The organism is Pseudomonas sp. R84, assembly GCF_009834515.1.
Classification (GTDB): Bacteria; Pseudomonadota; Gammaproteobacteria; order Pseudomonadales; family Pseudomonadaceae; genus Aquipseudomonas.
Map to the genome: position 1 here is coordinate 1537996 of NZ_CP019426.1, position 15716 is coordinate 1553711.

At 59.4% G+C, this 15716-nt stretch carries 12 protein-coding genes; 6 read left to right on the forward strand and 6 right to left on the reverse strand.

What is annotated here, in order from left to right; translation table 11 throughout:
* Positions 1–171 precede the first annotated feature (171 nt).
* The 4 genes from PspR84_RS06915 to pcaC are packed head-to-tail and all read left to right on the forward strand — an operon-like array spanning position 172 to position 4085.
* Positions 172–1467, forward strand: coding sequence for an MFS family transporter (locus PspR84_RS06915; RefSeq protein ID WP_095049154.1), 1296 nt, complete (start codon positions 172–174; stop codon positions 1465–1467).
* 46 nt (positions 1468–1513) lie between these two features.
* On the forward strand, positions 1514–2878 hold the full coding sequence (locus PspR84_RS06920) for a 3-carboxy-cis,cis-muconate cycloisomerase (protein WP_160056424.1): 1365 nt from the start codon (positions 1514–1516) through the stop codon (positions 2876–2878).
* Positions 2879–2890: 12 nt separating this feature from the next.
* Positions 2891–3682 (forward strand): 3-oxoadipate enol-lactonase, encoded by a 792-nt coding sequence (gene pcaD / locus PspR84_RS06925; RefSeq protein WP_160056426.1) that lies wholly within the window; start codon positions 2891–2893, stop codon positions 3680–3682.
* 10 nt (positions 3683–3692) lie between these two features.
* The gene (gene pcaC / locus PspR84_RS06930) at positions 3693–4085 is read left to right on the forward strand and encodes a 4-carboxymuconolactone decarboxylase (RefSeq protein ID WP_025110738.1); all 393 of its coding nucleotides are present in this window, start codon (positions 3693–3695) and stop codon (positions 4083–4085) included.
* A 106-nt stretch (positions 4086–4191) separates the two neighbouring features.
* Here the strand turns inward: pcaC and PspR84_RS06935 are convergent, their stop codons facing one another.
* On the reverse strand, positions 4192–4995 hold the full coding sequence (locus tag PspR84_RS06935) for a methyltransferase domain-containing protein (protein WP_160056428.1): 804 nt from the start codon (positions 4993–4995) through the stop codon (positions 4192–4194).
* A gap of 277 nt (positions 4996–5272) precedes the next feature.
* Positions 5273–6532, reverse strand: coding sequence for an OprD family porin (locus PspR84_RS06940; RefSeq protein ID WP_160056430.1), 1260 nt, complete (start codon positions 6530–6532; stop codon positions 5273–5275).
* 484 nt (positions 6533–7016) lie between these two features.
* Here PspR84_RS06940 and PspR84_RS06945 point away from each other — a divergent pair, with 484 nt between their 5' ends.
* Positions 7017–7505 carry a hypothetical protein gene (locus PspR84_RS06945; RefSeq protein WP_160056432.1) on the forward strand — a complete coding sequence of 163 codons (489 nt, stop codon included), beginning with the start codon at positions 7017–7019 and terminating at the stop codon, positions 7503–7505.
* Positions 7506–7586: 81 nt separating this feature from the next.
* Here the strand turns inward: PspR84_RS06945 and emhC are convergent, their stop codons facing one another.
* The 3 genes from emhC to emhA are packed head-to-tail and all read right to left on the reverse strand — an operon-like array spanning position 7587 to position 13354.
* Positions 7587–9047 (reverse strand): efflux RND transporter outer membrane subunit EmhC, encoded by a 1461-nt coding sequence (gene emhC, locus PspR84_RS06950; RefSeq protein WP_160056434.1) that lies wholly within the window; start codon positions 9045–9047, stop codon positions 7587–7589.
* Entirely contained in the window at positions 9044–12193 is a 3150-nt protein-coding gene (gene emhB, locus PspR84_RS06955; RefSeq protein WP_160056436.1) for an efflux RND transporter permease subunit EmhB, read from the reverse strand. The genes emhC and emhB overlap by 4 nt, the downstream gene beginning before the upstream one ends.
* A 3-nt stretch (positions 12194–12196) precedes the next feature.
* A complete protein-coding gene (emhA, locus tag PspR84_RS06960) occupies positions 12197–13354 on the reverse strand; it encodes an efflux RND transporter periplasmic adaptor subunit EmhA (protein WP_064393040.1) in 1158 nt (385 codons plus the stop codon).
* 266 nt (positions 13355–13620) lie between these two features.
* Between emhA and emhR the strand changes: the two genes are divergently transcribed.
* Positions 13621–14253 (forward strand): efflux system transcriptional repressor EmhR, encoded by a 633-nt coding sequence (gene emhR, locus PspR84_RS06965; protein ID WP_077571468.1) that lies wholly within the window; start codon positions 13621–13623, stop codon positions 14251–14253.
* A 387-nt stretch (positions 14254–14640) separates the two neighbouring features.
* Here emhR and PspR84_RS06970 read toward each other — a convergent pair whose 3' ends face one another.
* Positions 14641–15690, reverse strand: coding sequence for an alkene reductase (locus PspR84_RS06970; protein ID WP_160056438.1), 1050 nt, complete (start codon positions 15688–15690; stop codon positions 14641–14643).
* Positions 15691–15716: the final 26 nt, after the last annotated feature.

Here is a 15716-nt window from a genome sequence, read left to right on the forward strand (position 1 = left end):
GCGAGCCTGCTCGCGAAAGCGGTGGGTCAGCCAACATAAATGTTGACTGACACTCCCTCTTCGCGAGCAGGCTCGCTCCCACAGGGGAGAACTGTGTTGCAGATGGAACTGTGGAACGGGACTGTTGCAAAGTATGTCTAGACTCTCACTGTCCCTATCGAGTGAAAAACAATGACAACCACCACCTCCCATTACACCGGTGAAGAGCGCAGCAAGCGCATCTTTGCCATTGTCGGCGCCTCGTCCGGCAACCTCGTCGAATGGTTCGACTTCTATGTCTACGCCTTTTGCGCGATCTATTTCGCCCCGGCGTTTTTCCCCTCCGACAACCCGACGGTGCAACTGGTCAACACCGCTGGCGTGTTCGCCGCCGGCTTCCTGATGCGCCCGATTGGTGGCTGGATTTTCGGTCGCGTGGCCGACAAGCACGGGCGCAAGAATTCGATGCTCATCTCGATTCTGATGATGTGCTTCGGCTCGTTGCTGATCGCCTGCCTGCCGACCTATAAGGACATTGGCGTCTGGGCGCCGGTCCTGCTGTTGTTCGCACGCTTGCTGCAGGGCCTGTCGGTCGGCGGCGAGTACGGCACCACCGCGACTTATATGAGCGAAGTCGCCCTCAAGGGCCAGCGCGGATTTTTCGCCTCGTTCCAGTACGTGACGCTGATCGGCGGGCAACTGCTGGCCGTGTCGCTGGTAGTAGTGCTGCAGCAATTCCTCACCGAAGAAGACCTGCGTGCCTACGGCTGGCGGATTCCGTTTGTGGTCGGTGCGGTGGCGGCGCTGATTTCGCTGTTCCTGCGTCGCAGCCTGAAAGAAACCACCAACAAGGAAACCCGCGCACACAAAGACGCCGGCAGCATCAGCGCACTGTTCCGCGATCACAAAGCCGCGTTCATTACTGTGCTCGGTTACACCGCCGGTGGCTCGCTGATTTTCTACACCTTCACCACGTACATGCAGAAGTACCTGGTGAACACCGCCGGCATGCACGCCAAGACCGCCAGCTACATCATGACCGGCGCGCTGTTCCTGTATATGTGCATGCAGCCGCTGTTCGGCATGCTCGCCGACAAGATCGGCCGACGTAACTCGATGCTTTGGTTCGGCGCGCTTGGTACGCTGTTCACCGTGCCAATTCTGCTGAGCCTGAAAAGCGTCAGCAGCCCGTTCCTCGCGTTTGTGCTGATCACCGTGGCGCTGGCGATCGTCAGTTTCTACACCTCGATCAGTGGCCTGGTGAAAGCCGAAATGTTCCCGCCGGAAGTCCGCGCACTTGGCGTTGGTCTGGCCTATGCGGTGGCGAATGCGATCTTCGGCGGCTCGGCGGAATTCGTCGCGCTGAGCCTGAAGAACATCGGCATGGAAAACTCCTTCTACTGGTACGTGACGGCGATGATGGCGATCGCCTTCCTGTTCAGTCTGCGCTTGCCGAAACAAGCGGCGTATTTGCACCACGATCTTTAACCCGAAGCGCGCGGGCCGTGATGGCCCGCGCCGGCAAGGACTGTTTATGACTCAGCGACCGGGCAATCAATTGTTCGATGCCTATTTCACTGCCCGCGATATGCGCGAAGTGTTCTGCGATCAGGGCCGCGTGCAGGCGATGCTCGACTTCGAAGCGGCGCTGGCCCGGGCTGAGGCGCGGGTCGGTCTGATTCCTTCTTCGGCTGTCGCACCGATTGCTGCGGCGTGTAACGCGGGGTTGTATGACTTTGCGGCGCTGGGCGAGGCGATTGCCACGGCCGGCAACTCGGCGATTCCGTTGGTCAAGGCGTTGGGCAAGCAGATTGCTGCCAGTGATGCTGAAGCCGAACGTTATGTGCATTTGGGCGCGACCAGTCAGGACGTGATGGACTCCGGGTTGGTGCTGCAATTGCGTCAGGCGCTGGTGTTGATTGAAAGCGATCTGGCGCAACTGGCCGATTCGCTCGCCGCTCAAGCGCAATGCCATGCGGCCACGCCACTGGCCGGGCGCACTTGGCTGCAACACGCGACGCCTGTGACCCTGGGCATGAAAATCGCCGGATGGCTGGGTGCAGTGACTCGCAGCCGTCAGCGCTTGCGTGAACTCAAACCGCGCTTGCTGGTGCTGCAATTCGGTGGCGCGTCCGGGACCCTCGCCGCGTTGGGCGAACAGGCGTTGCCGGTCGCAGAACCCTTGGCCGAAGAACTGCAACTGAGCTTGCCCGAGCAACCGTGGCACACCCAGCGTGATCGCGTGGTGGAGTTCGGCGCGGTGCTCGGTTTGATCGCCGGCAGCCTCGGCAAATTCGGCCGCGACATCAGCCTGTTGATGCAGACCGAAGCCGCCGAGGTTTTCGAACCCTCGGCGCCGGGCAAGGGCGGATCGTCGACCATGCCGCACAAACGTAATCCGGTCGGCGCGGCGGTGTTGATCGGCGCAGCGACGCGCGTGCCGGGTCTGGTCTCGACGCTGTTCAGCGCCATGCCGCAGGAACACGAGCGCAGCCTCGGTTTGTGGCATGCCGAATGGGAAACCCTGCCGGAAATCTGCTGCCTCGTTTCCGGTTCGCTGCAACAGGCACGCTTGCTGGCTGACGGCTTGGAAGTCGATGCCGAGCGCATGGGCCGAAACCTTGATTTGACTCAGGGGCTGGTGCTCGCCGAAGCCGTCAGCATCGTCCTCGCCCAGCGGGTCGGCCGCGACACCGCGCATCACTTGCTCGAACAATGCTGCAAACGCGCAGTGGCCGAGCAGCGCCATTTGCGCGCCGTTCTCGGTGATGAACCGAAGGTCACCGCCGAGCTGAGCAATGCTGAACTCGATCATCTTTTGAACCCCGCCCATTACCTCGGTCAGGCGAAAACCTGGGTCGAGCGCGCGGTGGCCGAACACAACGCATTGTCTGACTGAAAGGAGAGGGCTGTGGCTTTCGTTCAACTCGCCGATGGCGAACTGCACTATCAAATCGAGGGCCCGGTCGATGCACCGGTGCTGGTGTTGTCCAATTCGTTGGGCACTGATCTGCACATGTGGGACGCGCAGATGCCAGCGTTCACCGAGCACTTTCGCGTGCTGCGTTTCGATACCCGTGGCCATGGCCAATCGCTGGTGACGCCGGGCCCGTACAGCATTGAGCAACTGGGGCATGACGTGCTCGGCTTGCTCGATGCTCTGCACATTGACCGTGCGCATTTTTGCGGACTGTCGATGGGCGGCCTGATCGGCCAGTGGCTGGGCATCAATGCCGGTCATCGTTTGAACAAGCTGATCGTCTGCAACACGGCGGCAAAAATCGGCGATCCGTCGGTGTGGAATCCACGCATCGAAACCGTGCTGCGCGACGGCGCTGCGGCGATGGTTGCCCTGCGTGACGCATCGATTGCCCGTTGGTTTACTCCGGACTTTTCGGCGGCGCATCCGGCAGCGGCCAAGCAGATAACCGACATGCTCGCGGCCACTTCGCCTGAGGGTTATGCGGCCAACTGCGCAGCGGTGCGTGATGCCGATTTCCGCGAGCAACTGGCGTCGATCAACGTGCCGTTGTTGGTGATTGCCGGCACCGAAGACGCGGTGACACCGCCGTCTGGTGGGCACTTTATTCAGGAGCATGTACGCGGTGCCGAATACGCCGAGTTTTATGCGGCGCATTTGTCCAACGTGCAGGCTGGCGCAGATTTCAGTGATCGTGTCTTGGCGTTTTTGCAGGCTAAGTGAGGAAGTTTTTGTGGACGAGAAACAACGTTACGACGACGGCATGCAAGTGCGCCGCGCAGTGCTGGGTGATGCGCATGTCGATCGCAGCCTGACCACGCTGACCGAGTTCAACTCGGAGTTCCAGGAGATGATCACCCGGCATGCCTGGGGCGATATCTGGACGCGCCCGGGCTTGCCTCGGCATACCCGCAGCCTGATCACTATCGCCATGCTGATTGGCATGAACCGCGAAGGTGAGTTGAAACTGCATCTGCGTGCGGCGGCCAATAATGGCGTGAGCCGGGGCGAGATCAAGGAAGTGATCATGCAGAGTGCGATTTATTGCGGGATCCCGGCGGCGAATGCGACGTTTCATCTGGCTGAATCGGTGTGGGATGAGCTAGGAGTCGAATCCCGGGAATAGTCGTTGGCCGGGCTGACGCCATCGCGAGCAGGCTCACTCCTACATTTGGAATGCGTTCTCCTGTAGGAGTGAGCCTGCTCGCGATAGCGATAGTGGCCGCGACAAATCAGACGGTGGCCACAATAAATATCCGCTTGAACGCAAACAACGTGTGCCCATTCGCCTCCTGCGGATAATGCTCATGCACCCGCATCAGATAGCGATAGATAAACCGCGCCTGTTCCTCTGAATCCAGCGCCTGCATCACCGGCCGCAGCGCCGAGACCTTCACCCAGTCATACACCGGCGATTTGCCGTCAACCACCTGCAACTGCTCGGTCTCCCAGATATCCAGCGACGAGGTCATTGGCGCGAGCAACCGGTAGTAGTCCTCCAGCGCCAACAACGGCCGCGCGGCCATGCGCTGGCGCAGTTCAGGTGTGCCCAATGGCGTGCCGCCAAGGCCACCGTCTTCAAGGGTGTCGAGCACCAGCCGATACCACAACGCATCGCGCCAGTCTGGCATGTGCGCCGCCAGACAACCGCCGGGGTTGATATGGCCGAGCAGGCGCGGCAGCAAGGTCTCATGGCCATCGATAAAATGCAGTACGGCGGCAGCGAACAGCAGATCCGCCGGCTGCTCCGGTTGCCAGTCGAGCAGATCGCAATGTTTCCACAACGCTTTGACCGGCAAACAGCGCGCTTCGGCGAGCATCTGCGCGGAGCTGTCGATCCCCTGCAACTGCGCGCGCGGCCAGCGTTTGGCCAACAATTGCGTAGCAATGCCGGTGCCGCAGCCAAGGTCGTAAATGCGTTGCGGGTTCGGCAGGTCCACACGGTCGAGCAGTTCATTGACCGGGCGTTGCCTGAGACGGGAAAACTGCTGGTACGCCTTGGCGTCCCAGTCGGGTGTTGCGAGACGAGAGATCATTGAGGTGGTCCTCCGGTGATCGTTGGTGTCTTCCGATGACAACCTGGCTCCCAGCTTGAGGACCGACTACGACGACGGAAGCGCAAAGGTGAAGCACCTGAGTCCTTCAGGTTTTGTCACTTTACCTGCCGACCGGCGAAGTGCCACTTCTCCTGACCAATGGCACAAAACCCCTGTAGGAGTGAGCCTGCTCGCGATAGCGGTGTGTCAGTCACTTTAAATGTCACTGATTAACCGCTATCGCGAGCAGGCTCACTCCTACAATTTTATGCGGTGTTTAGAGGAGGCTGATCGGGTAGCTGACGATGAGGCGGTTTTCGTCGAACTCGTTATTGCTGAAGTCCCGGCGCATGGTCGAGTTGCGCCATCTGACGTTCAGATCCTTCAGCGCGCCGCTCTGCACCGTGTAGCCCAGTTCCGATTCGCGACCCCATTCCTTGCCATCGGTGATCGTCCCGGTGTGTACGTTGTCGCCGCTGATATAGCGGTTCATCAGTGTCAGGCCGGGGATGCCCATGGCAGCGAAGTTGTAGTCGTGGCGCAACTGCCAGGAACGTTCCTGCGCATTGTCGTAGCTGGCGTTGTAGCTGTCGTTGGCCAGCGTGCCGCCGCTGGTGCCGTTGACCCGCATCCACGCGCTGTCGCCGGTGAGTTTCTGCAGGCCGACGTAGAAGGTGTTGCCGCCGTATTTGGCCGAGAACATGCCCGACCAGGTCTTGTTGTCGAGATCGCCGGCGCGGGCGCTGCCGTCATCCTTGCCGTAGAAGAAGCCGAGGTTGGCGCCCAGCGTCCAGTCGCCGAGCGGCTGGCTGTGGATCAAATTGACGTACTGCTGGCTGTAGATGTCCTTGAGTTCAGCATTCCACAGGCCGATCTGCGTACGTTTCTCGTTGAAAACGTATTCACCGCCCTGAAAGTTGAAGCGATCAGAAGTGAACGCCGCTTTGCCGGTCATCGACATGTCGCTCATGCTGCTGTCGTCGCGCGGGCTGTTGGCGCGGAACTGGCCGCCGTAAAGGGTCAGGCCGTCGATTTCCTTCGACGTGATCTGCCCGCCACGAAAGGTCTGCGGCAGCGAGCGGCCGTCGTCCGAACGCAGGATCGGCAGCACCGGCATCCACTCGCCGACCTTCACTTCGGTCTGCGAGAGTTTGGCTTTGAAGGCGACGTTGGTGCGGCCGAAGTTGTCCGCTGGGCGACCGTCATGGTCCAACGGCAGCAACGCCGTGCCGCCGGTGCCTTTACCGCCATCAAGCTTTACCGAATACAGGCCGAGCACGTCCATGCCGAAACCGACGGTGCCTTGGGTGAAACCTGATTTGGCGTCGAGGATGAAGCTCTGCGTCCACTCTTCAGCCTTGCCCTGAGCCTTGGTCGGGTTGGTGAAATTGCGGTTGATGTAGAAGTTGCGCAGGTTCAGGTTGACCTTGGCCCCTTCGATGAAACCGGCCTCTTCAGCCATAGCGGGCAGCGCCGCGCCGGCCAGGGCCAGGGCGATCAGACCGGGAAATGCGTAGGGCGCAGGGGAGGTTGTCATAGCTGGGGTCTCTCTTGTTTTTTTAAGGCGAACGGGTGCGCTGCGGCCGTTTTTTACGGTGCAGAAATGCGATGAATTCAGGGGGGAAGCGACGGCGGTCAGCCGGTCGGAGCAGGGCGCGGGAGCATGGTGTCGAACCTGTTGTTATTGGTTTTGTGGAGCGAATGGTGCGGGGGGCGGATGTTCGGATTCAATTGGGTAAAGCGGGTTCTGGGCGATTATCGAACGCAAGATTGAACTTGGTTTTTGGTCAATGGGGGGCTTTTTTCAGGCAAGCCTGTACAAACATACTTCTGGCAGGCAAAAAAGTTGCCAATCGTTGTTAGTGGCTGCTGGAATCATTATCTAATTAGATTTGCCAGCCCTATAGAAGTCATTTTGAATTGTCAACTGTCAGCTATGACAGTTGTAGGTGAGATTGCCGGGGTGTAGGTTTTGTTACTTGTAAGTGCATATTAAACTCTCGATGCGGGAAGGGCTTGCTATGAATAGCGTTCATGTTGGGTTAATTAAGAAATTCGGTGAAAATCTAAGCCAGGTCAGAGCTACAAGTGGTGATATTAACCTTCGAATTACCCGCGAGGGTCTACCGAGTGAAGAGCTGAAAACAGGATGGTTCAATTTCTATATTGAGAGTTGGCGTACTGTAGTCGAGGCTTATTTTGGAGAAGATACTGGCGAAAAGGTCCCAGCAGTGATGTTGCTGGCGAACCATAAGCTGGAGCAGAAGACCTACGAAATAAAAAATCCCTTCGACGATGATTGGCAGGTTAGCGCTATATTTGGTGCCGGCAGGCCTAATGGGGGAATTGCGGGGGATGCATTTGGTAAAGGTCTACTTAAAGTTCATCTTGTTGTTGATGATGCGGAAAAGCAGCGTATTGAAGGGACTTTTTCGTTTAATTATGTAGACGCTCTCGGGACCGTGGTTAAAGTGGAAGCTGAAAATTTCTGGGCAGAATTCAGAAAGTGATGTTTGTCTACTAAGTTTGGTTTTCTATTTTTGTAAAAAAAGGCCCGCCTAAATGGCGGGCTCTTTTTGTTCAACAGATGATCAGAACAACTTCATCTTCGGCGCTTCTTCTTTCAGCGGTTCGTTCTGCGCGGTTTGCGCATTCCAGCCGCCACCCAGGGCCTTGTACAGGTTGACCGCACTGGTCAACTGCGCGAGGCGGTCGGTGATCAGCGCTTGTTGCGCGCTGAACAGCTGACGCTGGGCATCGAGGAAGGTCAGGTTGCTGTCGACGCCGATGCGGTAGCGACGTTCGGCCAAACGGTAGTAATCCTGGTTGGCCTGAACGAAGTCACGTTGCGCTTGCAACTGCTCGGTGTAGGTCTGGCGGGCGGCCAGGCCGTCGGCGACTTCCTGGAAGGCCGTTTGAATGGACTTCTCGTAGTTCGCCACGCCAATGTCCTTCTGGATCTTGGCGGCGTCGAGGCTGGCGCGCAGGCTGCCGGCGTTGAAGATCGGCAGGTTGATCTGCGGCTGGAACAGCCACGTTCCCGAACCACCCTTGAACAGACCGGACAGATCCGGGCTCAGGCTGCCCGCGTTGGCGGTCAGGCTGATGCTCGGGAAGAACGCCGCACGGGCCGCGCCGATGTTGGCGTTGGCCGCTTTCAGGTTGTACTCGGCTTGCAGAATGTCCGGACGACGTTGCAGCAGATCCGACGGCAGACCCGGCGGTACGTCGCTGAGCAGGTCATCCGACAGCGGTTTGGCCGCTTGCAGATTGGCCGGGATACCGGTGCCGAGCAGCAGGGTCAGGCTGTTTTCGTCCTGCGCGACCTGGCGGGTGTAACGCGCCAGTTGTGCCCGGGCGTTTTCCACCGAGGTACGCGACTGCGCCAGGTCCAGTGCCGAAGCGACACCGACTTCGTTGCTGCGGCTGGTCAGCTTGTAGCTTTCTTCGAAGGCACCGAGGGTGTCTTGCGTCAGCTTGAGCAGTTCCTTGTCCGCTTGCCAGGTCAGGTAAGCGTTGGCGACGCTGGCGACCAGACTGATCTGGGTGCTGCGACGCGCTTCTTCAGTAGCGAAGTATTGTTGCAACGCTTGCTCGCTCAGGCTGCGCACTCGACCGAACAAGTCGAGTTCGTAGGCGCTGATGCCGACGGTGGCCGAGTACGAACTGGTGATGCTCGAATCACCGGTCTGTGAGGCACGGGCCGGAATCCGCTGACGGCTGCCGCTGGCATTGGCCGAAACTGCCGGGAACAGATCAGCGCGCTGGATGCGGTATTGAGCCGCATAGGCATCGATGTTCAGCGCCGCGACACGCAGGTCGCGGTTGTTTTCCAGCGAAACCTGGATCAGCTGTTGCAGCGCCGGGTCATGGAAAAACTGCTTCCAGCCTTGCTCGGCAGCGGCCTGCGCCGGTGCCTGGGCCGGCGAGTACGCCGGCCCCTGTGGGTACTGACCTGCGACCGGAGCCTCAGGCTGCTGATAGTCAGGTATCAGCGAGCAACCGCTCAGCACGAAGGCGGCGACTGCGATGGAGAGTAGCGACTTGCTCATTGGCCAGCCTCTTTAGGAGTTTCAGTAGCTTCATCCTCGTCAGCGATCTTACGCTGGCCGATGGACGAAACTGTAACGAAGAACAGTGGGACCCAGAAGATCGCCAGGATCGTGGCTGTGAGCATACCGCCAATCACACCCGTACCGATCGCATGTTGACTGCCCGAGCCGGCGCCAGTGGAGATCGCCAACGGTACAACACCGAGGACGAAGGCCAGCGAGGTCATGATGATCGGTCGCAGACGCATGCGGCAGGCTTCGATCGCCGCGTCACGCAGGCTGCGCCCCTGTTCATGCAGTTCCTTGGCGAATTCGACGATCAGAATGGCGTTTTTAGCCGCCAGACCGATGGTCGTCAACAGCCCCACCTGGAAGTACACGTCGTTGGACAGACCGCGCAGGCTGGTAGCGAGCAGCGCACCAATGATCCCCAGCGGTACCACGAGCATAACCGCGATCGGAATCGACCAGCTCTCGTACAGAGCCGCCAGACACAGGAACACCATCAGCAGCGACAGGGCGTACAGCGCCGGCGCTTGCGAACCCGACAGACGTTCCTCGTAGGACAGACCGGTCCAGGAGATACCGACACCGGCCGGCAGCTTCTTGGCAATCGCTTCGACTTCGGCCATCGCTTCACCGGTGGAATAACCCGGCGCTGGCGAACCGAGCACCTCCATCGCTTCCACGCCGTTGTAACGGGCCAGCTTCGGCGAGCCGTAGATCCACTCGCCTTTGGCGAACGCGGAGAACGGCACCATGGTCCCGGCGTTGTTGCGCACGTACCATTTCTTCAAGTCTTCAGGGCTCATGCGAGCACCGGCCTGACCTTGCACGTAAACCTTCTTCACGCGACCACGGTCGATGAAGTCGTTGACGTAGCTACTACCGAAGGAGATCGACAGCGTGCTGTTGATATCGGTGAGGCTCAAGCCAAGGGCTTGGGCTTTCTCGTCGTCGATTTCCAGGTGGTATTGCGGTTCATCGTTCAGGCCGTTCGGACGTACCTGATAGAGCACCTTGCTCTGAGCGGCGAGGCCGAGGAACTGGTTACGCGCTTCCATCAGCTTGTCGTGACCGATACCGGCGCGGTCTTGCAGGAACACGTCGAAACCGGTGGCATTACCCAACTCCAGTACCGCGGGCGGGGCGAAAGCGAACACCATGGCATCGCGGAAAGTGAAGAAGTGTTGCTGGGCACGTTGGGCCAGGGCAAACACGCTGTTGTCCGAGTTACGCTCGTCCCACGGCTTGAGCATGATGAACGCCAGACCCGAGCTCTGACCGCGACCGGCGAAGTTGAAGCCGTTCACGGTAAACACCGAGGACACTGCGCCTGCTTCTTTATCCAGCAGGTAGCTGCGCATTTCGTCGATCACCACTTGAGTACGCTCGGCACTCGAACCGGCCGGGGTCTGCACCTGGGCGAACAGGACGCCTTGGTCTTCTTCCGGCAGGAACGCGGTCGGAATGCGCGTGAACAGCCAGATCATGCCGACCACGATCAGCAGATAGGCCAGCAGGTACGGCGCTTTACGCGACAGCATGTTGCCGACACCGCGCTCATAGCTCTGCACACCACGGTCGAAATTGCGGTTGAACCAGCCAAAGAAACCCTTCTTCGGCGTGCCATGCTCGCCTTTCGGAATCGCCTTGAGCATGGTCGCGCAAAGCGCCGGGGTGAAAATCAGTGCAACCAGAACCGACAGGGCCATGGCCGAAACGATGGTGATCGAGAACTGTTTGTAGATCACACCGGTGGAACCGCTGAAGAACGCCATCGGCAGCAATACCGCCGACAGCACCAGGGCAATACCGACCAGTGCGCCCTGGATCTGGCCCATGGATTTCTTGGTCGCCTCCTTCGGTGACAAGCCTTCTTCGCTCATCACCCGCTCGACGTTTTCCACCACGACGATGGCATCGTCCACCAGCAAACCGATGGCCAGCACCATACCGAACATGGTCAGGGTGTTGATGCTGAAACCGAACGCCGCGAGGATGCCGAATGTACCGAGCAATACCACCGGCACGGTCATCGTGGTGATGACGGTAGCGCGGAAGTTCTGCAGGAACAGGAACATCACCAGGAACACCAGCACGATCGCTTCGACCAGGGTTTCAACCACGCCTTTGATCGACTCGGTCACCACCGGGGTGGTGTCGTACGGGAACACCACTTCCATGCCTTGCGGGAAGAACGGCTTGAGGTCGTCAATCGTCTTGCGCAGCGCCTTGGCGGTGTCGAGGGCGTTGGCACCGTTGGCCAGTTTTACCGCCAGACCAGAAGCCGGGCTGCCGTTGAACTGTGCGGAAATGCTCGAGTTTTCACCGCCCAGACCGACGTCAGCGACGTCGCCGACACGCACTTGCGAGCCGTCCTGGTTAACCTTCAGCAGAATCGCCTTGAACTGCTCGGCAGTCTGCAGACGGGTCTTGCCGATGATCGTCGCGTTCAGCTGCTGGCCCGGCAACGCCGGCAAGCCGCCGAGCTGACCGGAAGACACCTGGACGTTCTGTGCCGAGATCGCGGTGCTGACATCGCCCGGGGTCAGGTTGTACTTGTTCAACTTGGCCGGGTCGAGCCAGATGCGCATCGCGTACTGGGCACCGAAGACCTGGAAGTCACCGACACCGGCGGTCCGCGAGATCGGGTCCTGCATGTTCGACACGATGTAGTTGGACAGGTCGTCCTTGGTCATGCTGCCGTCACGCGATACCACGCCGATGACCAAGAGGAAGTTTTTCACTGCCTTGGTCACGCGGATACCTTGTTGCTGCACTTCCTGTGGCAACAGCGGGGTGGCCAGGTTCAGCTTGTTCTGAACCTGTACCTGCGCGGTGTCGGAGTTGGTGCCCTGCTCGAAGGTCGCGGTGATGGTCATGCTGCCGTCGGAGTTACTTTCCGAGGATACATAACGCAGATTGTCGATACCGTTGAGCTGCTGCTCGATGACCTGGACCACGGTGTCCTGCACGGTTTGCGCCGAAGCGCCCGGGTAGGTCACGGAGATCGCAATGGCCGGCGGCGCAATGCTTGGGTATTGGTTGATCGGCAATTTCAGGATCGAAAGTGCCCCGACCAGCATGATCACCAGGGCAATTACCCAGGCGAAAATCGGACGGTCGATGAAGAATTTTGACATGGATTACTCCCCTTTGCCGCCGGCGGCTTTGTCAGCTGCCTGAGCGGGGGCCGGGTTCTTGTTGCCTACGTTAGTGGCTTCGGACGGGTTGACCTGAACACCCGGGCGTACGTATTGCAGCCCTTCGGTGATCAGACGATCGCCCGCTTTCAAGCCGTCTTCGATCAGCCACTGGCTGCCGACGGTACGGCTGGCCTTGAGCTGACGCAGTTCGACCTTGTTGTCGGCGCCGACGACCAGGGCGGTCGGGGTGCCTTTGAGGTCGCGAGTCACGCCTTGTTGCGGCGCCAGAATGGCCGCAGCGTTGACGCCGGCCTGCAACTGGGCGCGGACGAACATGCCCGGCAGCAGGGTGTGATCCGGGTTCGGGAACACGGCGCGCAAGGTCACGGAACCGGTAGTCGGGTCGACCGTGACTTCGGAGAATTCCAGCTTACCGTCGAGCTTGTATTGGCTGCCGTCTTCCAGGGTCAGTTTGACCGCTGCGGCGGTATCCCCGGACTTCTGCAGGCGACCGCTTTCCAGCTCGCGGCGCAGTTCCAACAGCTCAACCGAAGACTGGGTGACGTCGACGTAGATCGGGTCCAGTTGCTGGATCGTCGCCATCGCGTCGGTCTGGCCATTGCTGACCAGTGCGCCTTCGGTGACCGAAGAGCGGCCGATGCGGCCGGAGATCGGCGCGTAAACCTTGGTGTAACGCACGTTGATCTGCGCGGTCTGCAACGACGCTTCCGATTCCATGCGGTTGGCCACGGCGGTGTCGTATTCCTGACGGCTGACGGCCTGCTCGTCGACCAGTTGCTTGTAGCGGTCGGAGATCGACTTGGTCGAACGCAAGTTGGCTTCGGCGCTTTTCAGGGTCGCTTCATAGACCGACGGATCGATCTGATACAGCTGCTGGCCGGCTTTGACATCGCCGCCTTCCTTGAACAGACGCTTGAGAATGATGCCGTTGACCTGCGGGCGAACTTCAGCGATGCGGAACGCACTGGTGCGGCCCGGTAGCTCGGAGGTGAGGGTAAAGGCTTGTGGTTGCAGGGTGACTACGCCGACCTGAGGCGGTGGAGCGGCCGGTGCCGCTTCTTCCTTTTTACATCCGCTGAGCAGCGATGCCAGGGCGACGGCAGTGACCAGAGCGGTAACAGCTGGCTTGAATTGCATGAAGATCCTCGGGTCAGGCGCGCAAAGAGCGCACAAGAAGTGTGTAAGGGTAAAAAAAGGATACCGGGTGGATAAGTAGCTTGCTAAGGAATATACTTACGTTCATGGTTGTTTGTAAATACCTTTGCCGCGTACCCGACCCGTTACAAAAGTCGTTGCAAGGTTTGAAATTGTAGGCCGGGGAGCCGATCCGCGAGAGATCGCCCCCTCTTTATTCAGCGGATATTCAGCCATCCCTGAAACATCCTGTTTGAGGTTTTACTGTCATGGTCCGTCGTACCAAAGAGGAAGCTCAAGAAACCCGTAGCCAGATTCTGGAAGCGGCGGAGAAAGCCTTTTATGAAAGGGGCGTCGCCCGTACGACGCTGGCCGATATTGCGACAATGGCCGGTGTTACGCGCGGTGCCATCTACTGGCATTTCAGCAACAAGGCGGATCTGGTCCAGGCCATGCTGGATTCGCTGCGTGAGCCGCTGGATGAATTGGCCAAGGCCAGCGAAAGTGAAGATGAGCTCGATCCGCTGGGCTGCATGCGCCAACTGCTGATTCATTTGTTTCATCAAGTTGCGCTGGACCCAAAAACCCGGCGTATCAACGAAATTCTGTTTCATAAGTGCGAGTTCACCGATGAAATGTGCGATCTGCGCCAGCAGCGCCGGGACGTCAGTCTCGATTGCAACGAGCGTATCGCTCTGACGTTGCGTAATGCGGTCAATCGCGGCCAATTGCCGGAAGATCTCGACACTGCCCGCGCGGCCATCAGCATTCACAGCTATATCGATGGCCTTCTGTATGGATGGCTTCTGGCGCCGGACAGCTTTGAGCTGCATGCCGAGGCCGAGCGTTGGGTCGATACAGGGTTGGATATGCTGCGCCTGAGCCCCAGCCTGCGCAAATGAAACAAAATGCGTAATTGGCACAGCTTATGTCAATTGGCCTGCTTTTATATACGGTTGCGGCGGGGAGTTTATACGTAGCGAGCTAGGCATTTTGTAGGGAATTTGTGTCTTCTGTGTGAATGAGTGTGAGCCGCTTGCCCTCACCCTAGCCCTCTCCCAGAGGGAGAGGGGACTGATCGAGGTGTTCTTTCGAGATCCGCCGACCTGAGATATCAGGTCGAACTCCAGATTTGAAACGCACACAAATCCGCTCCCTCTCCCCTGGGAGAGGGCTGGGCGGGCGGCGTTCCGATGAGGGGCTACGTACTCAGCCGCGCAATCGCTCTCCAGGCGAACACAAAAAAGCCCCCGACTCACCACAAGTCGGGGGCTTTGTGTTTCTGCTTCTTACAGCGCTGGATAGTCGATATAACCGACCGGGCCTTTGCCGTAGAAGGTTTCCGGGTGCGCATCATTAAGCGGCGCATCAGCCTTCAAACGAGCCGGCAGATCCGGGTTGGCAATAAACGGCACACCAAACGCCACCGCGTCAGCCTTGCCACTCGCCAGCCACTCGTTGGCGCTGTCCTTGGTGAAACGTTCGTTGGCAATGTACGGGCCGCCAAACGCTTCTTTCAGTTGCGGGCCGAGGCTGTCGGCGCCTTCTTTCTCACGGGAGCAGATGAACGCGATGCCGCGTTTGCCCAGTTCACGTGCGACGTAGGTGAAGGTTTCTGCCAGGTTGTCGTCGCCCATGTCATGGGAGTCGGCGCGCGGTGCCAAGTGCACACCGACACGGCCAGCGCCCCAGACTTCGATCGCGGCGTCAGTCACTTCCAGCAGCAGGCGCGCACGGTTTTCCAGCGAGCCGCCGTAGTTGTCAGTGCGCTGGTTGGTGCTGCTTTGCAGGAACTGGTCGAGCAGGTAACCGTTGGCGCCGTGGATTTCCACACCGTCGAAACCGGCGGCCTTGGCGTTTTCGGCACCGGTGCGGTAAGCGTCGACGATGTCGGCGATTTCAGCGGTTTCCAGGGCGCGTGGGGTCGGGTAGTCGGCCAGTGGGCGAACCAGGCTGACGTGGCCCTTTGGCTGGATCGCGCTCGGTGCCACCGGCGCTTCACCGTTGAGGTACGAAGGGTGGGAAACCCGGCCGACGTGCCACAGTTGCAGGAAGATCTTGCCGCCCGCGCCGTGAATCGCTTTGGTCACATTGGCCCAGCCGCGCACTTGGTCGTTGGACCAGATGCCCGGGGTGTCCGGGTAGCCAACGCCCATTGGCGTTACCGAAGTGGCTTCGCTGAGGATCAGGCCAGCGGAAGCGCGCTGTACATAGTATTCAGCCATCAGCGCGTTCGGCACGCGACCTTCGTCGGCGCGGCAGCGGGTCAGCGGGGCCATGATGATGCGGTTGGCCAGCTCGACGTCGCCGAGTTTGATCGGATCAAAAATAGTTGCCATGTCTACAACCCTCGTAAGTGGAAAGT